This is a genomic window from Ktedonobacter robiniae, from assembly GCF_016587375.1.
Taxonomy (GTDB): Bacteria; Chloroflexota; Ktedonobacteria; order Ktedonobacterales; family Ktedonobacteraceae; genus Ktedonobacter; species Ktedonobacter robiniae.
The window spans coordinates 812,331-835,680 of the sequence record NZ_BNJG01000003.1 but is presented as its reverse complement, the minus strand read 5'-3'; the positions used below and the strand labels follow the sequence as shown (position 1 = coordinate 835,680).

General features: G+C 54.0%; 18 protein-coding genes and 3 pseudogenes. 8 read left to right on the top strand and 13 right to left on the bottom strand.

The window, feature by feature from the left end:
- Nucleotides 1–48: 48 nt before the first annotated feature.
- Together JMJ04_RS36315 and JMJ04_RS36310 are read right to left on the bottom strand one after the other, a co-directional pair.
- Nucleotides 49–483 carry a hypothetical protein gene (locus JMJ04_RS36315; protein ID WP_201375248.1) on the bottom strand — a complete coding sequence of 145 codons (435 nt, stop codon included), beginning with the start codon at nt 481–483 and terminating at the stop codon, nt 49–51.
- 143 nt (nt 484–626) lie between these two features.
- Complete coding sequence (locus tag JMJ04_RS36310; RefSeq protein WP_201375247.1) at nt 627–935, bottom strand: hypothetical protein; 309 nt, start codon at nt 933–935, stop codon at nt 627–629.
- 240 nt (nt 936–1,175) lie between these two features.
- Between JMJ04_RS36310 and JMJ04_RS36305 the strand changes: the two genes are divergently transcribed.
- Complete coding sequence (locus tag JMJ04_RS36305) at nt 1,176–2,249, top strand: glycosyltransferase family 9 protein (RefSeq protein ID WP_201375246.1); 1,074 nt, start codon at nt 1,176–1,178, stop codon at nt 2,247–2,249.
- 75 nt (nt 2,250–2,324) lie between these two features.
- Here JMJ04_RS36305 and JMJ04_RS36300 read toward each other — a convergent pair whose 3' ends face one another.
- Entirely contained in the window at nt 2,325–2,600 is a 276-nt protein-coding gene (locus JMJ04_RS36300; RefSeq protein WP_201375245.1) for a YkgJ family cysteine cluster protein, read from the bottom strand.
- A 306-nt stretch (nt 2,601–2,906) separates the two neighbouring features.
- On the opposite strand from JMJ04_RS36300, the gene JMJ04_RS36295 reads away from it, so the two are divergent.
- Nucleotides 2,907–3,986, top strand: a complete 1,080-nt coding sequence (locus JMJ04_RS36295; protein WP_236038983.1) for a Type 1 glutamine amidotransferase-like domain-containing protein — start codon at nt 2,907–2,909, stop codon at nt 3,984–3,986.
- 65 nt (nt 3,987–4,051) lie between these two features.
- Here JMJ04_RS36295 and JMJ04_RS36290 read toward each other — a convergent pair.
- The 3 genes and pseudogenes from JMJ04_RS36290 to JMJ04_RS36275 all read right to left on the bottom strand — a co-directional run.
- Nucleotides 4,052–4,666: pseudogene (locus JMJ04_RS36290) on the bottom strand (SDR family oxidoreductase); the annotation flags it as partial.
- A gap of 571 nt (nt 4,667–5,237) precedes the next feature.
- Entirely contained in the window at nt 5,238–6,272 is a 1,035-nt protein-coding gene (locus JMJ04_RS36285) for an SDR family NAD(P)-dependent oxidoreductase (protein ID WP_201375243.1), read from the bottom strand.
- Nucleotides 6,273–6,448: 176 nt separating this feature from the next.
- Nucleotides 6,449–8,406 (bottom strand): annotated as a pseudogene (locus tag JMJ04_RS36275) (amino acid permease).
- 407 nt (nt 8,407–8,813) lie between these two features.
- Here JMJ04_RS36275 and JMJ04_RS36270 point away from each other — a divergent pair.
- Nucleotides 8,814–10,124, top strand: a complete 1,311-nt coding sequence (locus tag JMJ04_RS36270; RefSeq protein ID WP_201375240.1) for an ArsB/NhaD family transporter — start codon at nt 8,814–8,816, stop codon at nt 10,122–10,124.
- Between the two features lie 21 nt (nt 10,125–10,145).
- Nucleotides 10,146–10,670 carry a universal stress protein gene (locus JMJ04_RS36265; protein ID WP_201375239.1) on the top strand — a complete coding sequence of 175 codons (525 nt, stop codon included), beginning with the start codon at nt 10,146–10,148 and terminating at the stop codon, nt 10,668–10,670.
- Here the strand turns inward: JMJ04_RS36265 and JMJ04_RS36260 are convergent.
- From JMJ04_RS36260 to JMJ04_RS36250, 3 genes are all read right to left on the bottom strand, one after another.
- Nucleotides 10,627–12,528, bottom strand: coding sequence for a peptide ABC transporter substrate-binding protein (locus tag JMJ04_RS36260; protein ID WP_307811796.1), 1,902 nt, complete (start codon nt 12,526–12,528; stop codon nt 10,627–10,629). The genes JMJ04_RS36265 and JMJ04_RS36260 overlap by 44 nt on opposite strands.
- A gap of 535 nt (nt 12,529–13,063) precedes the next feature.
- Nucleotides 13,064–14,251, bottom strand: a complete 1,188-nt coding sequence (locus JMJ04_RS36255; RefSeq protein WP_201375238.1) for a class I SAM-dependent methyltransferase — start codon at nt 14,249–14,251, stop codon at nt 13,064–13,066.
- Nucleotides 14,252–14,819: 568 nt separating this feature from the next.
- A complete protein-coding gene (locus JMJ04_RS36250) occupies nt 14,820–15,392 on the bottom strand; it encodes an AAA family ATPase (protein ID WP_201375237.1) in 573 nt (190 codons plus the stop codon).
- Between the two features lie 109 nt (nt 15,393–15,501).
- On the opposite strand from JMJ04_RS36250, the gene JMJ04_RS36245 reads away from it, so the two are divergent.
- Both JMJ04_RS36245 and JMJ04_RS36240 read left to right on the top strand, forming a co-directional pair.
- A complete protein-coding gene (locus JMJ04_RS36245) occupies nt 15,502–15,822 on the top strand; it encodes a cupin domain-containing protein (RefSeq protein WP_201375236.1) in 321 nt (106 codons plus the stop codon).
- A complete protein-coding gene (locus JMJ04_RS36240) occupies nt 15,819–15,998 on the top strand; it encodes a hypothetical protein (RefSeq protein WP_201375235.1) in 180 nt (59 codons plus the stop codon). Before JMJ04_RS36245 ends, JMJ04_RS36240 begins: the two co-directional genes overlap by 4 nt.
- A 272-nt stretch (nt 15,999–16,270) precedes the next feature.
- On the opposite strand, the gene JMJ04_RS36235 is transcribed toward JMJ04_RS36240, so the two are convergent.
- The 4 genes and pseudogenes from JMJ04_RS36235 to JMJ04_RS36215 all read right to left on the bottom strand — a co-directional run bounded on the left by JMJ04_RS36235 (nt 16,271) and on the right by JMJ04_RS36215 (nt 20,366).
- The gene (locus JMJ04_RS36235) at nt 16,271–17,833 is read right to left on the bottom strand and encodes an acyl-CoA synthetase (RefSeq protein WP_201375234.1); all 1,563 of its coding nucleotides are present in this window, start codon (nt 17,831–17,833) and stop codon (nt 16,271–16,273) included.
- Nucleotides 17,834–17,990: 157 nt separating this feature from the next.
- Nucleotides 17,991–18,782: pseudogene (gene iscB / locus JMJ04_RS36230) on the bottom strand (RNA-guided endonuclease IscB); the annotation flags it as partial.
- A gap of 486 nt (nt 18,783–19,268) precedes the next feature.
- Entirely contained in the window at nt 19,269–19,631 is a 363-nt protein-coding gene (locus JMJ04_RS36225; protein WP_236038832.1) for a hypothetical protein, read from the bottom strand.
- A gap of 387 nt (nt 19,632–20,018) precedes the next feature.
- On the bottom strand, nt 20,019–20,366 hold the full coding sequence (locus tag JMJ04_RS36215; protein WP_201375231.1) for a hypothetical protein: 348 nt from the start codon (nt 20,364–20,366) through the stop codon (nt 20,019–20,021).
- Between JMJ04_RS36215 and JMJ04_RS36210 the strand changes: the two genes are divergently transcribed.
- Nucleotides 20,347–20,736 carry a MoaD/ThiS family protein gene (locus JMJ04_RS36210; RefSeq protein WP_201375230.1) on the top strand — a complete coding sequence of 130 codons (390 nt, stop codon included), beginning with the start codon at nt 20,347–20,349 and terminating at the stop codon, nt 20,734–20,736. The two genes, JMJ04_RS36215 and JMJ04_RS36210, sit on opposite strands and share 20 nt — an antisense overlap.
- Before the next feature lie 5 nt (nt 20,737–20,741).
- Nucleotides 20,742–23,225, top strand: a complete 2,484-nt coding sequence (locus JMJ04_RS36205; RefSeq protein WP_201375229.1) for a DUF4132 domain-containing protein — start codon at nt 20,742–20,744, stop codon at nt 23,223–23,225.
- Nucleotides 23,226–23,350 lie beyond the last annotated feature (125 nt).

Sequence of the window (23,350 nt, the reverse complement as noted above, 5' to 3'; positions counted from 1 at the left end):
AGCCGCGTACGCCAGTAGCGGGCCTGCTACTGGCGTACGCGGCTACTGTTACATTGTTGGCTGGTTGAGATAGAGTGTCTTATTGTGCTTGAAATTATAGAGCGCCAGGACGGGTCGCTTCCCTGTCTGGCTGCGCTGGATGGCCTCGCGCCGTGCCTCCTCCAGGCGAGGACAGATCAGGGTCACATCCAGATAGCAGCAGAGTGTATCTGGATTGATCCAGGTTCCTAACCAGGTATCAGGCTCACGTAGATAGCTCTCATTCGTTTGAATAAAGTTATGTAAGCCCTCGGCGATATTGGCCTCGGGATTGAGGATGAGCGTCTTATCCGGATATTTTGGCAGACCCCAGGCATCGATAGGGTCTAAGAACTGGTAGCTGGAGAGTTGAGAGGTCACGCCCCCATATGTAAGCGTAGCAATCGCGACATCAAGAACGAACTTCTCGAATTGATACTGTTCCAACCAGGTAGCAAAGTACATAGCTATTTGTCCTCGCACGCAAAGTTTCAGTCTCTATCACGTTTGAGGACGGCACTTTTTACCAGGCAAGGCGTATTTTTGGGGAATGATGGCATAGAGAAGCAGGGGAGCGCTGTTCGTCTCCCCCGTCAGGCGAGAGGAAGCTACCTATCAGTCAAAGAACGATCGGTAGGGGGTGATTGGTAGGGCGAGAGTTCAGATGTCGCGCGGCGCTCATAAAACCTCTGCTTCTCATAGTTGAGTTCATTGTAAAGCTGGTTCTCCTCGCGGGTCAGCCCATCAATGCGATGCAGGACGCGAAAGAACTCATTAGTATTCTGGAAGGCCGTCATGCGATCCTGGTAGAAGAGAATCTCGTCATCAATCGCGTCGATACGTTCTGTCAGGTCTTCAATTTTCTGCTGAATGTGTGCGCTCTCAACATCGCGTGGATGAAGATCAAAGTATTCCATAGGTCAGCTCCATCTGCTAAGCAGAACACGTTTAGGTCAAATTAGTATACCTAAGAGGGTGAGGTTATACATCCATCGAAGTAGGGAAATGTGTCTCCTCCTTTAGAGTGAGTATGTGTGTGTACACCTGTGGCCCAGCTTGAGCGTGAAAGAAGCAGTATGGACCTCGGTTGAAGTAATTTGGTTGGAGTAATTTGAAATAATGCCAGCCCTCGAATCAGGAGTGGAGGAGAAGTGTACATGTACCAGCAGCCGAAGAGTAGGCTTACAGGGATACAGAAGATAGCGGTGCTCAGGGCCAACGCTCTTGGCGATTTTATCTTTATCCTGCCTGCCCTGGAGGCTCTGCGCTCTAGTTATCCCGAGGCGGAGATTGTGCTCCTGGCAAAGAAATGGCACCAGGCGTTCTGGCGCGATAGGCCGGGTCCTGTGGATCGCGTGGTTGTGGTGCCTCCCTGCGCGGGCGTCGGCGAGAAGGAGACGTTTCAGAATGACCAGGAGGAGTTGGAGCGTTTCTTCCAGGCCATGCGAGATGAGCACTTTGACCTGGCGATCCAGTTGCATGGTGGTGGGCGCTACTCAAATCCCTTTACGCATAGCCTGGGGGCGCGTACGACGCTGGGCTTGAAGACTACTGATGCTGTGGCGCTGGATCGCTGGGTCCCCTATGTCTACTTCCAGCATGAAATCCTGCGGTATCTAGAGGTGGTCTCACTGGTAGGGGCGACCACGACGCAGCTTGAGCCGCGTGTGTATGTGGTGTCTGAAGATTTGCAAGAGGCCGAGCGCGCCGTACCAGAGCAGAAGAAGCCGCTGGTGATTCTCCATCCGGGAGCGGGCGACCCCCGCAGGCGCTGGGCGGCTGAGTGTTTTGCCAAGGTGGGAGATCATCTCGCTGCGCTGGGAATGCAGGTCGTGGTCATTGGGACTGGCAGTGAGAAGGCGACTGTTGAGAGCGTATTGGCGTCTATGCATACAGAAGCGCTGAACCTGTACGAGCGGCTCTCCCTGGGAGGGCTGGCAGCCCTCTTCTCGCGCTGCCGCCTGGTGGTCTCCAACGACTCGGGTCCTGTGCACCTCGCCCGGGCAGTCGGGGCCTCAACGGTGGGTATCTACTGGTGTATGAACCTGGTGAACGCTGGCCCCATCACCAGCACCGGGCACCGTACCTGTACCTCATTCCAGATGCACTGTCCCGTCTGTGGCAAGGATTGCACGCTTGAGGAGTGTGAGCACCAGGAATCCTTCGTCAACACTGTCACCCTGGAGGAGGTCCTCTCCGCGATCCACGAACTACTAGAGCAGGCTTGCTAATTCTGCCCGCCACTGCTAAAGCACGCTACATATGCATACTATATGTAGCGTGCTTTAGCAGTGGCGGACCACACTCTAGGGCGTCGTCGCGCGCTCAAGCTGAATGAGATAGGTCAATGCCTCCTCGCGTGAGTTACCGCACATCTCCTGGGAGGGGCTGAGCAGGCGGCAGACCTGAGGGCGCTCTGGCTTGCCAAAGATTTGGCAACGATTATCCTGGGTAAGTTGTACACAACGTACGCCCGCGGGCTTACCCTGTGGCATACCAGGAATAGGTGTGCTGATAGAGGGTGCGATACAGCAGGCCCCACACCCGGCGCGACATTCCAAATCGCTCACTCTCCCTTTCATGGTACAACAGATCCAGCAGTGCTTGTAAACCCTCATTTGGGGGCATGGCGGCGTACCTACTCTCGCTGGGAAAGGAGGTAGCCTGTTTTTCCGTCTAGTATTTTTGCACTAGTATAGCACATGGTTCATCTACATGAGAGGAATTATTCTGAGGCACTGCACCCGGCCTTGCCTACCTGAAGGTCTATTTCATGAGAAGAAAAATACCATATATAAGCTCTATGTTCTACAATAGTAGAGAGGTTAATCGGGAAATTAAACTTGTTATAGGCGCAAATAGCAAATGGAGGGCGAACTTTGCAGACTATGCCGGGACAATGCGCGATTCTAGGGTCAGGTGAAACGACCGTGGTTGGACGTCGCGTGCTGAGTCAGATGCTACCTCGCTTAGAAGAACCGCGTACCATCGCAGTTTTAGATACACCAGCCGGTTTTCAGCCTAACCGTGTACTGGTTGCGGAGAAGATTGTACAGTTTTTGCGGGAGCGCCTGGGTGAGTTTCGCCCCCAACCGCAACGCATTGAGACGCGGCAGGAGGAGCAGGAGAGCGAGACCGGGGCCGCCATGCTAGCAGCCATCACACATGCGCGCGCCATCCTTGCCGGGCCAGGCAGCCCAACGTATATGATACGCGAACTACAGGGAACGACCTATTTTGATGCCATCCGCCAGGCACATGCTAACGGTACCGCGCTCTATGTCTCCAGTGCGGCTTCCATCGCGATGAGTTCTTATAGCCTTCCAGTCTATGAGATTTTCAAGGTTGGCGATGAGCCGAGCTGGTACCAGGGGCTGGATTTCTTCAAACCCTTTGGCATGAACCTGGCGATTGTGCCGCACTGGAACAACAACGAGGGCGGGGCCGACCTGGATACAAGCTTCTGCTATATGGGGCGTGAGCGCTTCAGCAAGATGCTGAAGCAGTTGCCGGAGGACGTGGTTGTCTTTGGTATCGATGAGCATACCGCTTGTATTCTGGACTTTGTCACGGGCGAGGTCGCCGTTGAGGGCAAGGGAGGCGTCCATATCATCCGTGAGGGTCAGATGGTGGAGTTCCAGGCAAGTGAGAGCTTTCCCTTAACGTTGCTGGGAGCGGAAGCGGTCGCGCAAGGACAACAGCAGGCGCTCTCCATGGTTGGCAACCCAATCGATGTTGAGACGTTGCTTGCGCCAGGCGAGACCCTTGATCCACGCATTGAGGAGCAGAACCTGGCGGGAGCGCTTCCCGCGCCACTTATTGATGCTCTGGTAACCATTCGTGCTGATCTGCGTGCTGCGAAGCAGTGGCTCTTTGCCGACCGCCTGCGCGACACGCTTAGTACCTATGGCATAGTGATCGAAGATACTCCCCAGGGCTCCCAGTGGCACATAGAGGAAGAAGAGTAAACAAGTGATAGAAGGGGCTACGCGTGCATGCGCGCGTAGCCCCTTCTATCACGTATAAAATTTATTTAGGGCCAGCTGGTTTCGTTGAGGGGGGTGACGATGAGCTCCTGAAGGGCGGACTCGGGTGGGAGCTGGGCGGCGAAGACCATGGTCGCCGCGACATTGGCCGGACTTTGCAGGTTGTTTTTGTCGGGCATGGGAATGCCCTGGTCCAGGAAGCGGTCAAAGAAGTGAGTATCCATGCCGCCGGGGATGAGCGTGGTAACGCGAATGTTATGTGGGCGCCTCTCGACGCTCAAGCCACGGCTAAAGCCCAGCAGGCCCCATTTTGAGGCGTGATAGGGCGAGGCATTGGCCCAGGCGCGGGTAGCCGCGGTCGAGGCGATATTGAAGATATGCCCACCACCCTGCTGGCGTAGCCAGGGGAAGGCCGCTTTGGCGAAGAGGAAGGGGGCGCGTAGATTGATGGCAAGCTCGCGATCCCACTGCTCTATGCTTAGCTCCTCGACCGAGTAGGTATAGTCAACGGCGGCACAGTTGACGAGTATATCCAGGCGTCCAAAGTGTTTCACCGTGGCCTCGACGGTCGTGAAGACGGCGTCCGCGTCGCTGACATCGCAGACCAGGCTATGGCAGGAGTAGTCCTGTGCGCGAAGTGCATTGCAAACGTGCTCCAGGCTCTCCTGGCGTACATCTTACGCTTTAAATTTATTTATTCAAAAGAAGTGAAGTCTTGGTCTAACTAATTTAATAGTTACCATGTTGACACGATTTTACAAGTCAACAATAAGATTATTAATGCTTCTCTAAACATATATTAATCTTTCTCTAAACTTCTACTAAAAATATAATGCGCATGAATATCTATAACGAAGCCTCCCAATGCTTCCGAAGGGCTCTTTTAGCGTGTAAGGGCAAAGATATATGTAGTTATAAAGAAATTGGATTTATTAATTATGCAAGCAGTGATTGTGTAATGACAGTTACTGAGAAGGGAATACTGATGGTTAGCATAGCTTGAGTAGTTTTTAGTTAAGTGAATGTAGATTGAACCTAACGCTGTGTGGTAGCAGCGCTGCTAAAGCACGCGCTTATATATAATGCTACAAGTGTATCCAACAAGTTGTAGGGTCCATGCTTGCATGGACTCTCTCCGCCACAACATATGCTCACCCTGCGCGAACAAGGCCATGCTGGCATGGCTCCTACAGATTTCTGTGTCACTTGGCAGATACACCAATAGGTACGCGTCTAGTCTTGTTTGCTCTCCTGGTTGAATTTGTGGATGGCAACCTCGCCGGGCTTGCTGATAAATGAGGCGACGGGCGTTACATGGCGGTGGGCCGCGTCCCGTGTTTTATCGTCGTCGTCTGGTGCCTTGGGCATGAGTCGGTTTATCACGGAGAGGATATCGCTGGTCAGGCCGGGGAAGAGGCCGTGGAATCCAGCTAGCAACTTAGCCTGGGGTGAGAGGATAACTTCAGCCTCTCCCAGGCGGGCCGCTTCTACAATCTTACGAGCTGCTCTATCGGCCTGCATAGAGATGAAGGGGTAGGTTGCGCCCATCGCGAACCAGGCATACTCTGCCTCCTTGTCGCCTTTGGCATAGGCGTGTACATGCGAGCCTGTGCGCATCAGGCCAGGCACGACGGTCGTCACCGTAATGCCATCCTGTGCCAGTTCAGCATGCATACCCTCGGAGAAGCCTACAGCGGCGAATTTGGCCGCCGAATAGGGAAGCAGGTGGGGTACACTGACCTTACCACCGATGGAGGTGATATTCACGATGCGCCCACTGGCGCGCTCGCGCATGTGCGGCAGCACAGCAAAGGTCATATTGACCATGCCCCAGTACATAATATCCATCGCCTCTGCATAATCCTCGATAGTCGTACTTTTCTGTGGGCCAACCGTGATCACGCCTGCGTTATTGATGAGAATATCGATCCGTCCAAAATGATTGAGAACCTGGGAGACAAAGAGGTCGACCTGGTCGCGCTTGCTGACATCGCAGGTCTGGGTATAGATTTCGACGCCCTTTTGCGTAAATTCCTCTTTTACGACCTCCAGGGCCTTAGCCTCACGTGCGCAGAGCGCGAGGCGGCATCCCTGGCGCGCGAACTCACGCGCCATCGCCAGACCTAGCCCGCGTGATCCACCCGTGATGACGACGATCTGCCCCTGGAGATCCTGCTCCAGGCTGCGCCTGATGTATGTACGCAGGGCCAGGCCAGCGCCCAGCCCAATCCCTGCCCATGCTAGATTCCTGTTCCATTTTGTGCTCATAACGTTGTTATCTTCCTATTCTATTGCAAATTCTTGTTGTGATGCCTCGCGCTTGCGGTGCTTGTGTGGGGTAAGAGGTATGTGTGGTCCCGCCACCTCAGTAGCCGCGTATGCCAGTAGCGTGCTCCATAGAGAACACGCTCAGCAGGGAGAGTGTGTGTCAGATTGCGCATTGTTCAGGATGAGCAGCAGATGCGATTACGCCCCTTCTGCTTGGCTAGGTACATAGCGCGATCGGCCTGCTCTATGAGAGCGTCGCGTGTGGTACCATGCCTTGGGTAGACGGCTATGCCGATGCTGGCGGTCACTGAAATCTCGTGCGTACTATCACGAACATAGCAGAGGAAGGGTCGCTCTGAGAGGATGGTGCAGAGTTGCCTGGCTCTCTTTCTGGTTTTTGGTAGATCACTATTTGTGCAAATCAAGGCGAACTCTTCTCCCCATAGCGGCCGATGAAGTCTTCCTGGCTCAGGTTGGCGTGTAAGCGTTGGGCAACCTCGTAGAGAATGCTATCGCCCGCTCGATGCCCCCATTGATCGTTTATGCTTTTAAAATGATCGAGGTCAATAAACATGATCGCGAAGGGGCTATGCTCTGCTTGTGCCCGTGCGAGAGTCGCGTCAATATAGCTCATCACGGCCCGGTGATTGGGAAGCTCAGTCACGGGATCAATGGTTGCCGCAAAAGCCTGTTCGCGATAGAGTTTCTCTAGCTCTAGCAAGAGAACGCCTTGTTGTTGATAAGCCTCCTGCAATTGTTCACGCAGCGTCTTCTCGCGACTGGTCACGTGCTCCTGGTTGCTTAACAGGACGCTCAGGCGGGGCATCTCACCACAGAGCCAGCCGAGGATCAGCATGATAAATACGACCAGCAGAATGATGCTTCCCCAGTGCTCATTCGAGATTCCAGTGACCCACGATTGTGTGAGCGTTGTCCAGATAGCTACTAGCGTGGCACCTGTACCCAGGAGTGCAATTGCTATAAGCATCAGGCGTTTATAGTTGACAGTGAACGCTATGCTTCTGCCTTTCCCTCTATTGAAACTTATTATTATGGGCAAGGTGAAGAGTAGTGATGTGGAGCATAACAAGAGAACAAACGAGCTTGCCAACATGATTTCATGTGTATTTCGCTCGATCTCTATGACGTTATTGCCACTTTCAAAGAGCGAGGGGACGAATATAAAGCCTATAACCATGACCACCAGGATAGTGAAGGCCTGGACTAGCATCGTAAAGACAGGAACCCCCGAAGCGTTTATGCGTGCAAAGGCAGGAGGCAGGCGGTGATGTTGAGTCAGGGTGATAAGTAGGCGCGAAAAAAGCACCATAAAGATGACTGCCTGGAAGATATCCGCAAGGCCCAACACGAGAGTGGCGGGAAAATTTACTGCTGGTCCGAAGGCGTTTATCCAGAGTTCAACCGCGGCCTGAGTTTCATTTCTTGACACAACAGGTGTCCACGCAGCGGCACCGACCAGGCCCAGCAGATAGAGGAAAGGTATGATGGCAGCCCCCCACCAGATGTATTTGGAGGCCCGGCGTAGGCCCGCTTGTCCCTCGCGTACCTCGCTGCCCATAAAGAGGGGATGATTCAGGCCAAGGAAGGCTAGAATCGTGAAGCTATAGAACAGAGGTTGCTCATGCCACAAGAGTGGCTGAGTTGCCGGGTGGTTCCAGGGAAGGAGCCATAGCACGCCATGCTGTAGTCTCCACAGTGCACTGACACCTAGAATGATATAGAGTGTGCCGTAGCCGAGACAGGCAATAAAGAGGAGGCGCTTTAGACGTGCCAGAGGGAGACAACTGATGGCTGTTGCCAGAAAGAGCATAAGAATCATGAGCAGGCCCTGTTGAGAAGAGGTATAGAGCCAGGTTGGTTTGAGCATGCGGAAGTAGATAATCGCCTCCTGAAGCGAGGTCGAAGTAAAGAGCATGCTTGTAAGCCAGATACTAAAGGTGATCGTAAAGCCAAGGACAGGGTTGAAGACACTACTGAGCCACACATAGGGGCTTCCCTGTCCCGGCAGGTGTCGCGCCAGCCAGTAGAAGACGACTGCCCCTGGCAAGAAGAAGGTGCAGGTGCCTAGAAGCCAGTAGAGTAAGGCGAATGGCCCGGCCAACTGCATCAGCATCGCAAACGATAGAACGACGATATCGAAAATCAGGAAGACGACCAGGTCACGAGTGCCTAATGTCCTGGGGAGCGGCTGAATGTCAGGGAGCGTCGCAGTGATCCTGGGTATTTTAGCTTCGAATATATATTGCGCCGCGTGGGTAGAGTTCCGCTCCGGCTGCTCTGGTGGAGGGGCTGCCATAATCTCTCTTTCTTAGCAAGCTAGCATATAGCTGAGACGCGCTTTAAGTGATGAGAGCGAGATGTTACATCTATTCTCCTTCTAGTATATTTACTCGCAGGTACATATAACCCCAGGTACAAACCGAACATGCACAAAAATGGCCTGGTGCATGTTCTTGAGGTATCTGTGGAGGCATTGAACGTATAACATACAAATATATATGAATCGAGGCAAACTTATCTATGTTTTTCTTCTTCCCTCTCTCTACTCTCGCCAGGACAATTTTGATTGCTGGCATTATGTTGTTTACGCTTGTGGGCATCATGGTGCGTCCCTGGAAGACAAACGAGGCCATTGTTGCCCTGATAGGGGTAGCCGCCTTGCTGTTGCTTGGTCTGATTACCCCCATGCATGCTGTACAGACATTGTTGGAGGATTGGAATACCTTTCTCTTCTTCCTGGGCATGATGGGTCTCTCAGCGCTTGCCGAAGTGGCCGGATTTTTTGATTGGTTGGCGGCCTGGGCGGCTCGTCTCTCGGGCAAGAGCGTATGGCGCCTCTTCCTAAATACATTCCTATTAGGTAGCCTGATCTCTATGTTTCTCTCCAATGACGCCACAGCCTTAATCCTGACGCCAATTATTTATAGCCTGGTCACGCGCCTGCGTCTGCCAGTGCTGCCTTTTCTCTTTGCCTGCACTTTTATTGCCGATACGGCTTCGTTTCTCCTGCCCGTGAGTAACCCCATCAATATTATTGTGCTCTCAACTACCCCGCTCGACCTATGGACCTTCCTGCGCCTGCTTTTACTTCCCAGTCTGGTGGTCATTGTTCTGAACATCCTGGCCTTCTTCTTGCTTTATCGTCGCCAGCTAAGTGGAAGTTTTGAGAGCAAGCGGCTCCCCTCGGCGGAAGAGGCTGTGAAGCACGTGGGGTATTTTCGCTATACCTGCACTATCCTCTTGCTGGTGGCTCTCGCGTATGTGACGGCCTCAGCGCTGCGTGTACCGCTCTCTCTGGTGGCGTTGCTGGGCGCGCTGGCCTTACTGGCTGGTGCGCTATACTGGCGGCAGAGCACGCTGCGGGAGACTGGAAAGCACATCTCCTGGTCAATCTTTGGCTTTATTGCGGGCATGGTTATTATCGTGCGCGCTATGGAGGACACGAACCTCACGGCGCTTTTTGGCCAGGGCCTGCTCCAGCTTTCAGGAGGAACCAGCCTGGGTGCGATCTTGGTAGGTACGCTGGGTGCGGCGGCTGGCACCAACCTGATCAATAATGTGCCCATGGCGGTTGTGTTGACCTCGGCCTTGCATAACGTGCATTTTGCTAATGACTCGATGCGCTTGGGTTTTATCGCTGCGACGATCCTGGGCTGCGATCTTGGCCCCAACGTGACAACGGTTGGCTCGCTAGCGACAGTGCTCTGGCTGCTCATCCTGCGCCGTCGGAATATCGATGTCTCGGGCCTGGATTACTTTAAAGTTGGCATTGTCGTCACTCCAATCATGCTGCTAGTCGGAGCAATGACGATCTGGCTGCTACTGCTCTAAGAACATGGAGGGAGGAAATATATGCGTGTACTCTGTTGCCTGGATAGCTTTAATGTTGAGGCGCTTGTAGGTGCGCTCGCCTCGCTGCTGAGAGCGGAGGAGAAGACGCTTGGCGCGCTCTATGTGACCGACACAGGGCCGCAGGAGGATATGAAACGCCAGCGTGAGCGCTTTCTGCGCCCAAGCCGTTCTATGTTGCCTCGCCATGAGCAGATGCGGCAGGCCGAGGAGGGCCTGGCGCAGGAGGTACTGTCAGAGGCCCGTCAGCATCTTGGCACATATAGTACGCATATAGAGTTACTCCAGCATGTAGGGCGGCCAGAGCGAGCGATTGTGCAGTTGGCCACTGAATGGCAGGCTGATCTCATCGTGATCTGTCCCCGCTCACCTCGCGGTGGTGGACCTGCGCTGGGGCCCAAATCGGTTGGACATGTAGCACGCTTTGTCCTGGATCATGCCCCCTGCTCGGTCCTGCTGGTGCGTCCGCGCGTCAGCGATGATTTTACCCTTCCGCTTTCGCCTCCATCGCCACCCAGGCCGCGCTGATGGGTACGCAGATTCCTACAAAGCAGTAGTGGGCCGAAGCATGTTGCTTCGGCCCGCTACTGGCGTATGCGGCTACCTGGTTAGCTATACTGTTTCGTATTAGCGCAGGGAGTCGCGTCAGAGATGTAGATATTGCCCCAATCGTCGGGGGAGTGAAGTTCTGTGGATTATCAACGACACCAACCACGCAGGGTTTGCGCACCAGCGTCGAGATGCTCTGATAGACAGGAATCCAGGCGACATCGTTGATGAGCGCCTGCTCAGCCTGGTTGTACTGTTTCAAGCGCGCCTGCTGATCCGCATTGACGTCGGCCTGCTCCATCAGGAGCTGGTTTGCCTGCTGTTCTGTGGCGAGAGGCGTTGTGTTCTGCCCATAGTTGAAGGCGTTTTTGGGCGAACCCTTATCGAAGATCAGGGTCAGCCAGTCCTGGGGGTCGGGATAATCCGAACTCCAGTCGAGCGCCCACATCTGCATGCCCTTGGAATTGTTGACCGTGCTGTTGCGGTCGTCGAGCAGCTTGTTGAAGTCTTCATCCTGGATCTTGACAGTGATCCCGAGATTCTTCTGCCACATCTGCTGGACGGCGGCAAACATATTGCGTGAGTCTGTCTGCCCCAACGTGGCAACGGTAAAGGTAATCTGGGGGAAGGTTGCGGCTGTCAGGTGCTCCTCCTGAAGCCCTTCGGCAAAGAGCTTTTTGGCGAGGTCGACATCGCCTTTCGTGCTAGTCACGCCATGAGTAGCCGTTAGGCTCTCATTATAACCCGGCATGCCCTGGGGCACGATATGGTTGGTTGGGATTGCACTATCTTTAAAGACATTATGGGCAATGGCATTCTTATCGATGGAGAGGGCGAAGGCCTGGCGAATCTTAAGATTATCAAAAGGCTTAGCCAGGTAGTTCATGGTAAAGTATTCGACATCGAGCTGAGGAATGCTATGGTACTGCCCGTTTGGGAGCTGCTTCGCGTTGGCAATCTGGACAGAAGGCACATAGGCAGATTCGACCTGGTTGGCCTGGTAGGCACGATACGCTGTATCCGCCTGTGCGTAGAAGGGCATAATAACCTTCTTCAGCTTAGGTTTAGGTCCATAGTAGTTGGGATTGGGCACGAACTCGATGTCTTTATTCGGCGTATATTTGGCGACTTTGAAGGGACCATCGCCGCCAATGCCCTCGCTCAAGTGGGCGGCAAAGTTATTGCCGTACTTCTGGATCATGCTCTTCTCAAGCACAAACGAGGTTTGATAGGTCAGGATTTGCAAGAAATAAGCGGCTTTGCTTTTGGCGATGAGGACCACCGTTTGGGAATCGGGCGTCAAAATACTATCGTTGATGAGCGATGGTATCGCGCCACTGAAGCGTTTATCCGCATCCTTGAGCAGGCCGAGGTATACGGGCGAAACAGGCGACTTGAGATCGGGTGCTAGAGCCCGATCCAGGCTATAGGCCACGTCAGTCGAGGTCAGGGGCGTGCCATCACTGAACTTGAGGCCAGGTTTGAGCTTAAAGGTCCAGGTGACGCCATCAGCAGCCAGTGAATGTGAAGCTGCCAACTGATCCTGCACCTGGAGCTTATCGTCAAGTTCAACCAGGCCGGTAAAGACCATATTGATGGCATTGATGGCCGCCGATTCGGTTGCGAGCGCGGGATCAAAGGTCTGCAACTCCGAGCGGCCTTCCACGGGTTTGACCAGGATCTGCTGGTCATCCGGGGCTTTGCCGCTGCTGGTTGGGGTGTTGTTGCCACCGCCACAGGCCGCAACAAAGAGCATCAGTATGCCCATGAAGAGAGGGAGTAAACGATGGGTTGTGATGCGTGTACGTGGTCGGGTGTCTGGTGTGTGTAGTTGCATTAGGTCTCCTTGCTACCAGATAGTGAGAGTACCACAAATAAACGATGCGGTGCAGTACGACTCTCTTGTACGTCAGGCACATATTCTGGAAAGAGAGAGAAGGCGCCAATGGCTACTAAGCGCTCGCTACATCAATGGAGAAGGCGCTTTGGCCAGAGCTAGCGAGGATAAAGTAGAGAACTCATCCATCAGCTTCTCCAGCGAAAAATTTGGGATAGTAACAGATACTACGTCAGCAGCGGCAGAAATATCACACATATGCAAGAAATTGTTTTTTCTTACCAGTCGTATTCTGCAAACATAGAGCATCTATTTTTCTTAAAATAAATATAAACATGAAATGCAGGTTAAAGTATTACACTCTATTGCAGGGGTTCTATTATGTATTTTTGCCCTCAAGGTGGTAGGTCGGTTGCTATCTGTTAAATTTAAATTTTTGCCATTGCGTGGCTCGCGTGTCAAGGAGTGTGGGTGGGTTGGCTTCGCCAACCCACCCACACTCCTTGACACAGCTTTTTCTTCATGGACTCCATGTTTATAGCGTGACGTTGCGGGCGGTGAGGGTGAAGAGTTTGGGGATACCGATATCGTCGAGTTTGGGATTGGGTTCCTCGTCCAGGGAGGAGATGATGAGGCCAGAGGCGGCGACAGCGGTAACGATCTCGCCAAGAGTCCATTGACGCTGGTATACTATGGGCGCATTTTCCTGTTTCCCTGTGGGGAGATGCTTGCTCAAGGCTACGGGTTTGGTGATAAGCGCTTTGTCGAAGTAGTTGCCCTTGACTTTATGTTTAGCGCCTTTGGAGATAATCAGCTTGGTCGAGATGGGGTGGAAGTCCTGGAGCAGGAGCAGACCATCGGGGTGGAGCAGACGTTTGATAATGCTGAAGAGGGGTTCCAGGTCCACGAAGTAGTGGAGCACACCCAGTTCCAGGAGCACCAGGTCATAACTGGCATCTAACTCGCTCTCTGGTAGGCTTAACACATCGGAGACGATGTAACGCAAATCGACTCCAGCGGCCTGGGCTACGTCGCGGGCATAGCGCGCATTTCCCTCGGAGATATCGACTACGGTGGCCCTGGCACCGAGCTGGGCCAGGGAGATGGCCTTGGCTCCATGCGAACCTAGCAGGTTGATAATCTTCTTTCCCTGTACCACTGGCAGATGGTGTACGAGTGAACCCAGGCGTCCACGAGGATCTTTCAGAATGCGTTGCGCGGCCTCCTGGGGCGAGCCAAAGCGTGCTAGCCAGGCGTCGTAGGTGTCCTGGTTCCAGGCCTGCATGTTTAACCGATTGTTTTGCTCTTGTAAGCGCCGCCAGTAGGCCTTGATGGCACGTACTAACTCATCCTTGGAGGAAAGGGTGCGCACGTAGTAGTCTAGCGCCTTGACCCAGAAGTGGCGTCCAACATGTTCAATGTGCAGGCGGTCAGGATCGGTCGCCACAACTGTATTGTACTGGCAGGAGAGCGTCACACGGAAGGGCTGTTTACGGAAGGAGAAGCGAGCTGCGTTCCCTTCGTGGGTGATGGAGCCTGAGGGCAGAAGCTCGTGCGCGAGCGCGAAGAGATCCCATTGGATGGATATTTCTATGGCATGGGGAACCTCTTCGAGGGCGCCCTGAGCATAGAGGGCGGCGCGGTTTAGGATGGTATAGTCAATATGCTTTTGTTCAAGTGTTGTTACTAGCTCGGTGAGTGTCTCCCACCAGTTCGCGGCCATAAAGTATCGGCATCTCCCTTCGCTATGTTTGTGTGTTCATTACTATAGCAGGCCTAGCTCATGATGGCAATCATCATTAAGAAAAAGCCTTTTCTCCTGTCAAGTATCCTGTTATACTGGTGTTACAGATCAGTGATCGGCGCTTGGCTGAATGCCTCTCTTGTTTCCTCAGCCCATGCGATGCCAAACGGGTCTGTGTCCCCAAAGAGGAGCGGTAATGGACACGTTATTTTTGCGACCGACTCTCTCCAATCATAGTTTCCTCCAGTACCCCACGTCTGTTGACCAACTTCTGGAGCATATTCAATGGCATCAGAAGGGAAACGACGCAGGAGGATCAGGTCATGAACCCCGGTTTGAAAAACCTGTCTTTTACCCACATTTAACAATTGATAGCATGTGCGAGCTTGGAAACGTTGCTGATGGGTTTTCATTTTCAATGGAAACGGTCTGTGCTCAAGCTCACTTTGTTAAATGTGAGTAAGAGTTAGGAGTTGAATACCAGCCATCCAGCCCTCCGTACGCCTTGTTATCTCCTCAATAATGGCAGGAGCAAGCTCTATCTACATTACCCCTGGTCGAAAAAGGTCGCAACCTCTTCAGACGTTCCGCTCAGTTGATCCATGTGTATCTCTTGAATTTGCCCCTGCAAACGCAGGTGAGAGAGAGGCCAGGGAGGGTCACTACGGGTCGCCACAATCAGATGAACACGACGGGGAAGATGCTCAAGCAGATATGTCATCGCCTGGTGAATGACCGGGTTGGTCACGGCATGATAATCGTCCAACACCAGGAATAGAGATTGCTCGCTCTGTAGGAAGGCATTGATTACATGCTTCAAAAAAGTAGAGGACGAGACCCGTTGCGTACGTAGGGCATGAATCAAGGGGAGACAGAGACCAGGCAGACTGGATTCAATGGCGATGAGAACATACAGCCAGAAGCGCTGGGGATCATTATCCTCTTCATCCAATGAAACCCAGGCAGCAAAGCCAGGGGATGAAAAGGTTCTCAGCCATTCCGCAATCGCAGTTGTCTTGCCCGAGCCAGCGGCAGCCGAAATCAGCGTCAGCGCACACTTCATTCCTGCCATTAGCAGATCAGTCAGACGTGGACGCGCGATCAATGCGTGCGTCAGCATGGGGACGAGCAACTTGGTAGAAAGCAATGGCTGCCTCAACCAGCCTGGACGAAGCCATCCAACACATAGAAGAGTCGTGTCAACAGTAGTTAGTAAAAAAGAAGCACATATGAGCATACAGAAGAATCCCACGACCGGCATCATACTTGACATATTAGGACCCACAGTTGAGTTTTTGACCTCCCCAGATGACCCCAAAAGTGACTTCTGTGCCCTGAAGGGCATCATGCCTGCCGGGGTTGTTGTCCCTTTGCACACGCACATCGATACGGAGGACTTCATAGTTGTTTCTGGCCAGTTAGAAATACTCAGGCAGGATGAGAATGGCTATGAGTGGTATGTGGGAAACCCGGTTATTTCCTGCATATACCAAGCTACGCCCCTCACACCTTGCATAATCCCTTCACTGAACCGGCGACTATCCATATGATCACAACCAAGCAAATGGGTCACTTTTTTTGGGAAATCGGTGCGCCAACCAATGGCACCCATCGGGCAGCGACACCCGAAGTACTGACCCGCTTCCAGGCTGTGTCCGCCAAATACGGATACTGGAACGCCACGCTTGAAGAGAACGCCGCCATTGGACTACATCTGGGTTTCTAGGATCACGATTTGGCGATTCCCACTCATCTAGTAAGGAGCACAATATGACACAAGCACACAGGCTATGCACTGACCGACGAGGAGGGACAGGCCATCTGGTTCTTAGGCACGCTCTCGACCCTGAAGGCAAAAAGCGAGCAGACACGCAATGCCGATGGAGTGCATGTCGAGGTCGTTCCGTCGGGGGCTGAGCCACCTCCCCATCTCCATCGCCACCAGGACAAAGCTTTTTTTGTGCTGGAAGGAGAGGTCAGTGTTCGCTGTGGGGCATGCTACCTCCCCCGCTGCTCGTGTTCGTCCAGGCGAGCGACGAGCAGGTGCTTCTGCACCTTTCCCAGGGCGTTACGGGGCAACGCCTCGACGAAGATCACGCGACGGGGTTTCTTGTAGCTGGCGAGCCGTTGGCGGCAGTGGGCGATGATGTCGTTGGCATCGCAAGGCTGGTTCGGCCTGGATACGATGACGGCAACCACTTGCTCGCCCAAATCCGAATCGGGAAGCCCGACCACGGCAACCTCGGCGACACCTGGGTGGGTCGCTAGGACGTCTTCGACCTCGCGCGGATAAATATTGTAGCCACCACTAATAATCAGCTCGCGGGCACGACCAGTAATGGTGAAATAGCCGTCCTCGCTGCGCCAGCCCAGGTCCCCCGTCTTGAACCAGCCATCCTCGGTAAAAGCCTCGGCGGTCGCGTCGGGACGGTTCCAATACCCTTTGAAGACGTGAGGACCATGCACCTCGATCTCCCCAATCTCGCCCGCAGGAAGCGCCTGGCGCGTGTGCGTGTCCACGATGCGTGCCTCCTGACCTGGAAAGGGCAGGCCAACCGTTCCCGCGCGCCTCTCGCCATCATAGGGGACGGAAAGATTCATTCCCGTTTCCGTCATACCGTACCGCTCAAGAATGAATTGTCCGAATATACGCGTAAAATCGTTGAAGAGATGTGGGCTGAGCGGTGCGGAACCGGAGACGAAGAGGCGTGGATGGGGCACGGGTCCCCCCTGGCGTTCGGCCTCAGCCAGCAGGCGCGAGTACATGGTGGGAACCCCAAAGAACAGGCTCATGCTTGGGTCATCGCGCAGGCTCGCCAGCACACTGGAGGCGTCGAACTTCCGCCGCAAGGTCACGCGCGCCCCTGTGTAGAGCGTGCCGTGCATGCCTACCATCAGGCCATGGGTATGAAAGAGAGGTAGGACGAGCAGGAGATGGTCTTCGCTGGTCCAGTGCCAAGCCTCAGTGAGCGAGGCGATATTGGCGAGCAGATTGCGCTGAAGCATGAGCGCGCCCTTGGCCCGCCCAGTTGTGCCAGAGGTGTAGCCAATGACTGCGGGAGCATCTGGTGATGGCATGGTCAACTCTCTCGTGCCACCCCGCTCGTCGCCCGCATCCAGAAAATCGCTCAAAGAAAGTGAAACGCGTGCCCCTTGCGTCCCCTCATGAGCTTCCTCATCGACGATGATCAGCGTTTCGAGGTCTGGCAGATCCAGGCGCGACAACTCTGCTTGTCCAGCTGGTCCGGTGACGCAAAAGCGCACTCCTGCATCGCTCATGATATGGCTGAGCTCAACCTGTCTATACTGGGTATTGACCAGGACCACGATCCCCCCAGCGAGGTGCGCTCCCAGGTACGCGACGACAAAGTCCGGACAGTTCTCCAGGAAGAGCGCCACCCGGTCACCTTCTCGCAACCCTTGTACCAACAGCGCTTGCGCGAAGGATTGTACCTGAGAAGCAAGTTGCCCGTAGGAGATGGTTTGCCCTTCAAAGAAAATAGCAGGCTGCTCCGGCCCTCTTTCCGCGTGCTGAAATACCGTCTCAACGATCGAATCCATGTCGTACCTCACTTATCATTGACCTTACTTGCGTGACGATCAACGCCTCGTTCTCACACAGATGCGTGTAGGAAGCCCCGCGCCTTTAGGCTGGGGAGGAATGCACGCCTCCTTTCTGGTAACTGTATCCATCCAATCGATGCAGCGGCGTAAAAAAAGGGGCTTTGGCCTGGGCCTGAATCTGCTTGAGGCGTTCCGGTTCCTTCTTGAGGAAGTCTTCGAGGTCTCTGTTTCCTTTGGCCTGGTTGCAGGGCTCGCAGGCCAGCGTCAAGTTGCTCAGGCGGTTGGTTCCCCCTTTGGCGCGGGGCAGAATGTGATCGATCTGCAGCGGGAGGTTGCTCTTGCCGCAATAGGCACAGCGCCGCTCCCACTTCTCCAGCAGGTACTCCCTCGCCTCGTATCCCGCGAGCGTCCCTTGCTGATACTCCTTCCCCTGGATAGAGGGGTTCTCCAGCAGCTGCATGTCAAAGCGCACCAGCTCCTGGCCGATGCAGGTCACCGGCGCGCAGCGGTACAGGCGCCCGACCCACGTCAGGATGTTGCGCAGGCGGCTCTCCAGCGGGGGAGACAGCCACCCCTTGGGGCGCCGGCGATTGTGGAATCGGGCTTTGCGGTAGCGCGTCTTGCGGGCGCGTCTCCCCCTTCGGGCTCCTCGACGGGTGTCGAGAGCTTCCTTGACCTGTTGCCCGCGATGGCTTATCTCTGCGGCAAAGACAACCTCGCCCGAGGTATCATGGACCAGGGCGATGCCGGTCGTACGGCTGCCTGGATCGATCTTGAGGCGCAAGGGCTTGGTCTGGGGCTGCTTGACCTCTTGCTTGAGGATGATGCTGAAGGGGAAGCGACGCCACACGGCTGCTTTCTCCTGCTTGAGGAAGCGGCTCGCTTGACCCGGATGCACGGGATCCAGCGGCTGGTGAGAGCTATCCATGACAAACACCTTGGACATCCAAGAATCCTTTCGGATCTCTGCTTGCGCAGGTACGGTTGGCCTCGACAATGTTCAGCGACGGTTTGACGCGATGAGCACGGGCTTGACCCCTCTGCCTGTTTAACCCATCACCGTAGAGCAGCGGGCTGGCCTCGCACCCACTGGTACCTAGTTTCGCTGCGAACGGAGTTCGGAGCACGCTCCGAACTGAGTCTGCTCATGAGGGCTTGCTCAGCGGCGAACCGTCGAGCAAGCCCCGGTTTGAAAAACCGGGGTTCATGATTTCTCACTCCCGATCCTCCCCTTGTTATATCACGTCTCGCGTCAAAACGTCATCATGAAGTGGGCCCATTGTTTCTCATCCGTGGTTTGATGGTATTTTTGGAGAAACAGGAAATGTTTCCCCAACCGTTGCGAGTGGAATGGGAGAAAGAGGCGGTTAGGGGCGCCTTTTTCTCCTCTCTAACCCAATATTTCAGAAAGAAAGCGCATATAGCCTTTCAACTATACTGACAAGGCGTCAGGGAGTGAAATCGCGAGGGCAATGAGTTGCCTTCTTGCATCTTCCCCTAACTTACCCCTGTCGCCCCAACTCCCTGGCGGCAAATCGGCAACCCCGAAGAGTTTCTGGCAGCGCAGAGCTGCTTCCCACCATTCGCTTGGTTCTCGGTCGCTACCTACCTCAATTTCAGGGAAATAAGAAACTAGGCGTATAAGGACCACTTTGACGGCGATATCGTGCGGGTCGCCAACCAGGTTCCAGAAGAAGAGATCTCCCCTATGCATTTCCTCTAGGCTCAGACAAAAGGCATTGCCATGATCGTACGTTGTCACACCTACATTAAAAGCAACCTCTGTCTCTGTCACAATCGGCTCGCCAGTGCCTTCAGGCCCGCGAATGGAGATGGGTTCCGTCCCGCCTTCTTCTCAGTGTGTAGGCGCATCGACTCCGTTCAACGTGTGACGGCTATTTACAATAAGAGCTTCTCGACGGCGACACGCCTCCAGCCACAAATGACCTATGGGGCAAATAGGAGACTCACGACAACAATGAGGCCCGTAACCACTACCCAACAAACCATTCTGGGAAAAATGCTTGCACCCCCCTAAACCACGCACGATACCTTTGCCCCAGGGAGAACAAATGCTCCTCTGCTTTGCGATTTTTCTTTCCTTACTCTTCTGCATGTATGATCAGAATGGCCTTTTTTGCAGATAGATGAAAAGCTAGGGGAGAACGGCAGTTGGGTGATTCTAGGTTTTCTTATCAGCTTCCCCATCCTTATCTGGCTCCTGGCACACTTTGTTATCTTCTATGGAGCGAACCAGGAACGTTCCCAGCGCCTGTTGCAAGAGCAAGAATGTTGCCAACGCCGTCATCAACAATGGGAAGAGTTTTGTTACTTCCATCGCTGCAATGCGGTTTATATCTCCGGCAGATTCCGGGGAGTTCCTCCTGAGCAGATGGAACAACTCTACTACGATTAATGCTCTTTTGCTTGCCCCAAAAGCAAGATATTCCGGCTTGAGCGGCATCAAAAAGAAAAGAAGAGTAAAACAATGGAAGTGAGATGTACCTTCTATGAGCGAAGTGACCATCATCGACGAGTCCATGCTCGGGCAAAAGCGTAGCTGGCATCTTGAGCTACTAGATGAAACCCTTACCCTTCGGGAGCTGATTCGTCGCCGCATTTACCAGGAAGTGACTGAGTTTAATGCAAAGCAGGCGCTCTCTTTTCAGGGACTTGTGCAGCCAAACGAGACCGAGCGCACATTGAATGGGTATCGCCTTCAACACGCACACAAGCTCGGTTGGCAGGCCCAGTATGAGAAGGCCATTGAAGCCTTCTCACGACGAGGTTTCATCGTCCTGGTCAATGATAGGCAGGTCGAGAACCTGGATGCCTCTATTGCGTTGCCTGCGGGAAGCGAGGTCACGTTCTTCAAGTTGGTTCCGCTGGTTGGAGGGTAAAGAATATGTCACACACGATACAGGCACACGAACTCCTTACAGCTTTTTACCAGGAGGCTGATCAGCGTCAGTATAGCTGGGACATGAAGCCAGCAGAACTTGAGGCGGCAAGACCTATTCTTCAGGCGAACCCTCAACTACAAATCGCGGTACTACGTGTGGCACTCGAACAACCACCCAGGCAGGAGAACCAGTATAGCTGGCATGCCCAACGTGCAGTGCAAGGTTTGCTAAGCCAGCTTTGCAAACGCCATCTTCCCTATACTCTAGAAGACACCCAGGCGCTCCTCCAAATACTCCAGCAAGATTATAGAAACTACTATCTGCCATCTCAGGCATTGCTGCGTGCGCTCTCTCATCCCCTGGCAACCCCTGAAACCCTTGTTGTCTGCCGCCCTCACCTGGAAGGCTTGCGTGAGGAGGTCAGCAGTTTTTATGCCTCTGCTGATCAACGCCGTCAGCTCAAACTCATTGACGATCTCCTGGGAGGGCAACAAGAGCAAGTCATTCCCTTGCGACCTGATGCCTGGGGAACGCAGGTGAAGCCATTATTAGAGACGATAGAGGAGCAAACACGGGAGCATTGGCTGGTGTTGCTGCGACATTGCGCTCTCGCCAATAGCAGCACCCCCAGCAACAAGTGGCTTGCAGAGGCTAAACAACATATCAAGCGACTTGAAGCCCAGAATCTAGCGAAACTCATGTGTGAGTGGATCGGTGCGTTTCGCAAGAAACACGATGAGCGGCTGGACGAAGAGAATGCGACCCTGCTCAAGGGTTTAGCCTGGTGCTGTCTTGAGCTTGAGAATGAGCACCTGGCGGCCGTCCTTGGCGATGCCGCTATTGAGGGCTATCGGAAGCTGCTGGGCATTGGTCCTCGTGCGCCCAAGGTCGCAGGAGCTTGCGTCTATGCGCTCAAGAACATGCCTGGTCTGGATGGTGCCGCCCAGCTTGAGCGCGTGCGTCTCAATACCAAACAAGCCACATTCCTCAGAGGCATTGAAGTCGCGTTAAATGAAGCCGCTCACCGGGCTGGCATGAGCCGTGAAGACATGGAGGAGCTGACCGTACCCACGTTTGAGCTTCAAGAGGGATGTAGGCGCGTTTGCATCGGCGAAGCCTCCGTAGAGTTGCGTGTCGTCGGCGCTCGCGTACAACTTCAATGGTTCAATGCAGCAGGAAAGCCATGCAAAGCTGCGCCAGCGAACGTGAAGCGTGATGAGAAGCAGGCCCTAAAAGACCTCAAACGCTTGAGCGATGACATGGCTCATATGCTGGCGGCACAGCGCGAACGCATTGAACGCCTACCTCTCATCGAGCGCACATGGCCGCTCGCAACATGGCGCAAACGTTATCTAGAGCATCCTCTTGTCGGCACGCTTGCACATCACCTGATCTGGCGCTTCACTAATGGCAAGCGCGTAGATACAGGTATCTGGCGTGAAGGACACCTGGTGGATATGCATGATCAGCCATTGCAGCTTACAGATGAAGCCGTCGTCACACTCTGGCATCCCGTCTTTTCACCTGCCGAGGAAGTCCTGGCCTGGCGAGAATGGCTTGAAGAGCAGCGGATCACACAACCATTCAAGCAGGCACATCGCGAAGTGTACCTGCTCACCGATGCCGAGCGTAACACCCGTGTCTACTCGAACCGCTTTGCGACCCACATCCTACGTCAGCATCAGTTCAACTCCCTGGCAATTGGACGTGGCTGGCAAAGTAAGCTACGCCTGGCAGTCGATGACGTCTATCCACCAACCATGCTTTCTCTACCGCATTGGGGATTACGCGCTGAATTCTGGGTTGAAGGGGCGGGTGACAATTACGAAACGGATATCAACGACGCAGGGACCTATTTCTATCTCACAACCGATCAAGTCCGTTTTTACGAGATAGACGCTGCTGAGAACTACGCGCATGCAGGTGGCGGTGGCTATGTCTCCAACTCCTGGCGCGGGGATGACACAGCAGTTCCCCTCGCACTGGATCAGATACCCCCTCTCGTCTTCTCCGAAGTGCTGCGCGACGTCGATCTCTTCGTGGGCGTCGCCAGTGTTGGTAACGATCCCACCTGGCAAGATGGTGGCCCAGAGGGGCAATATCGAGACTACTGGCACTCATACGGCTTTGGCGAACTCTCCGCAACAGCTGAGACACGCAAACAGATCCTGGAGCGACTCATTCCTCGGCTCTCACTCGCACCGCGTTGCCGCATTGAAGGCCGCTTCCTCAAGGTACAAGGCGATCTACGTATCTACAAGATTCACCTGGGATCGGGGAACATCCTCATGGAACCCAATGATCAATATCTCTGCATTGTGCCTGGCCGTGGCGCCAATACGACGCAGGATCTCTACCTCCCTTTCGAGGGGGATACAGTCCTCGCCATCATCCTCTCCAAAGCCTTCCTGCTTGCAGAAGATACGAAAATCACTGACCCAACTATCACGAGCCAGATCGGCAAACGCAAAATCACCGTACCGTAAGATCTCTAGAGCGTTCTCGCAATTGAGGAAGCCACGTAGCAATTATCGTTGCCTTATGGCTTCCTCAATTGCAAAATATTTCTATTCAGTAAGCATTGCATAGAACTTCATCCCACCGATCTGTT

Excerpts from the sequence above, each read along its gene's own strand:
- JMJ04_RS36315 (WP_201375248.1), bottom strand. The coding sequence starts at position 483 with ATGTACTTTGCTACCTGGTTGGAACAGTATCAATTCGAGAAGTTCGTT.
- JMJ04_RS36310 (WP_201375247.1), bottom strand. The coding sequence starts at position 935 with ATGGAATACTTTGATCTTCATCCACGCGATGTTGAGAGCGCACACATT.
- JMJ04_RS36305 (WP_201375246.1), top strand. The coding sequence starts at position 1,176 with ATGTACCAGCAGCCGAAGAGTAGGCTTACAGGGATACAGAAGATAGCG.
- JMJ04_RS36300 (WP_201375245.1), bottom strand. The coding sequence starts at position 2,600 with ATGAAAGGGAGAGTGAGCGATTTGGAATGTCGCGCCGGGTGTGGGGCC.
- JMJ04_RS36295 (WP_236038983.1), top strand. The coding sequence starts at position 2,907 with ATGCCGGGACAATGCGCGATTCTAGGGTCAGGTGAAACGACCGTGGTT.
- JMJ04_RS36285 (WP_201375243.1), bottom strand. The coding sequence starts at position 6,272 with ATGAGCACAAAATGGAACAGGAATCTAGCATGGGCAGGGATTGGGCTG.
- JMJ04_RS36270 (WP_201375240.1), top strand. The coding sequence starts at position 8,814 with ATGTTTTTCTTCTTCCCTCTCTCTACTCTCGCCAGGACAATTTTGATT.
- JMJ04_RS36265 (WP_201375239.1), top strand. The coding sequence starts at position 10,146 with ATGCGTGTACTCTGTTGCCTGGATAGCTTTAATGTTGAGGCGCTTGTA.
- JMJ04_RS36260 (WP_307811796.1), bottom strand. The coding sequence starts at position 12,528 with ATGCAACTACACACACCAGACACCCGACCACGTACACGCATCACAACC.
- JMJ04_RS36255 (WP_201375238.1), bottom strand. The coding sequence starts at position 14,251 with ATGGCCGCGAACTGGTGGGAGACACTCACCGAGCTAGTAACAACACTT.
- JMJ04_RS36250 (WP_201375237.1), bottom strand. The coding sequence starts at position 15,392 with ATGCTGACGCACGCATTGATCGCGCGTCCACGTCTGACTGATCTGCTA.
- JMJ04_RS36245 (WP_201375236.1), top strand. The coding sequence starts at position 15,502 with ATGAGCATACAGAAGAATCCCACGACCGGCATCATACTTGACATATTA.
- JMJ04_RS36240 (WP_201375235.1), top strand. The coding sequence starts at position 15,819 with ATGATCACAACCAAGCAAATGGGTCACTTTTTTTGGGAAATCGGTGCG.
- JMJ04_RS36235 (WP_201375234.1), bottom strand. The coding sequence starts at position 17,833 with ATGGATTCGATCGTTGAGACGGTATTTCAGCACGCGGAAAGAGGGCCG.
- JMJ04_RS36210 (WP_201375230.1), top strand. The coding sequence starts at position 20,347 with ATGAGCGAAGTGACCATCATCGACGAGTCCATGCTCGGGCAAAAGCGT.
- JMJ04_RS36215 (WP_201375231.1), bottom strand. The coding sequence starts at position 20,366 with ATGATGGTCACTTCGCTCATAGAAGGTACATCTCACTTCCATTGTTTT.
- JMJ04_RS36205 (WP_201375229.1), top strand. The coding sequence starts at position 20,742 with ATGTCACACACGATACAGGCACACGAACTCCTTACAGCTTTTTACCAG.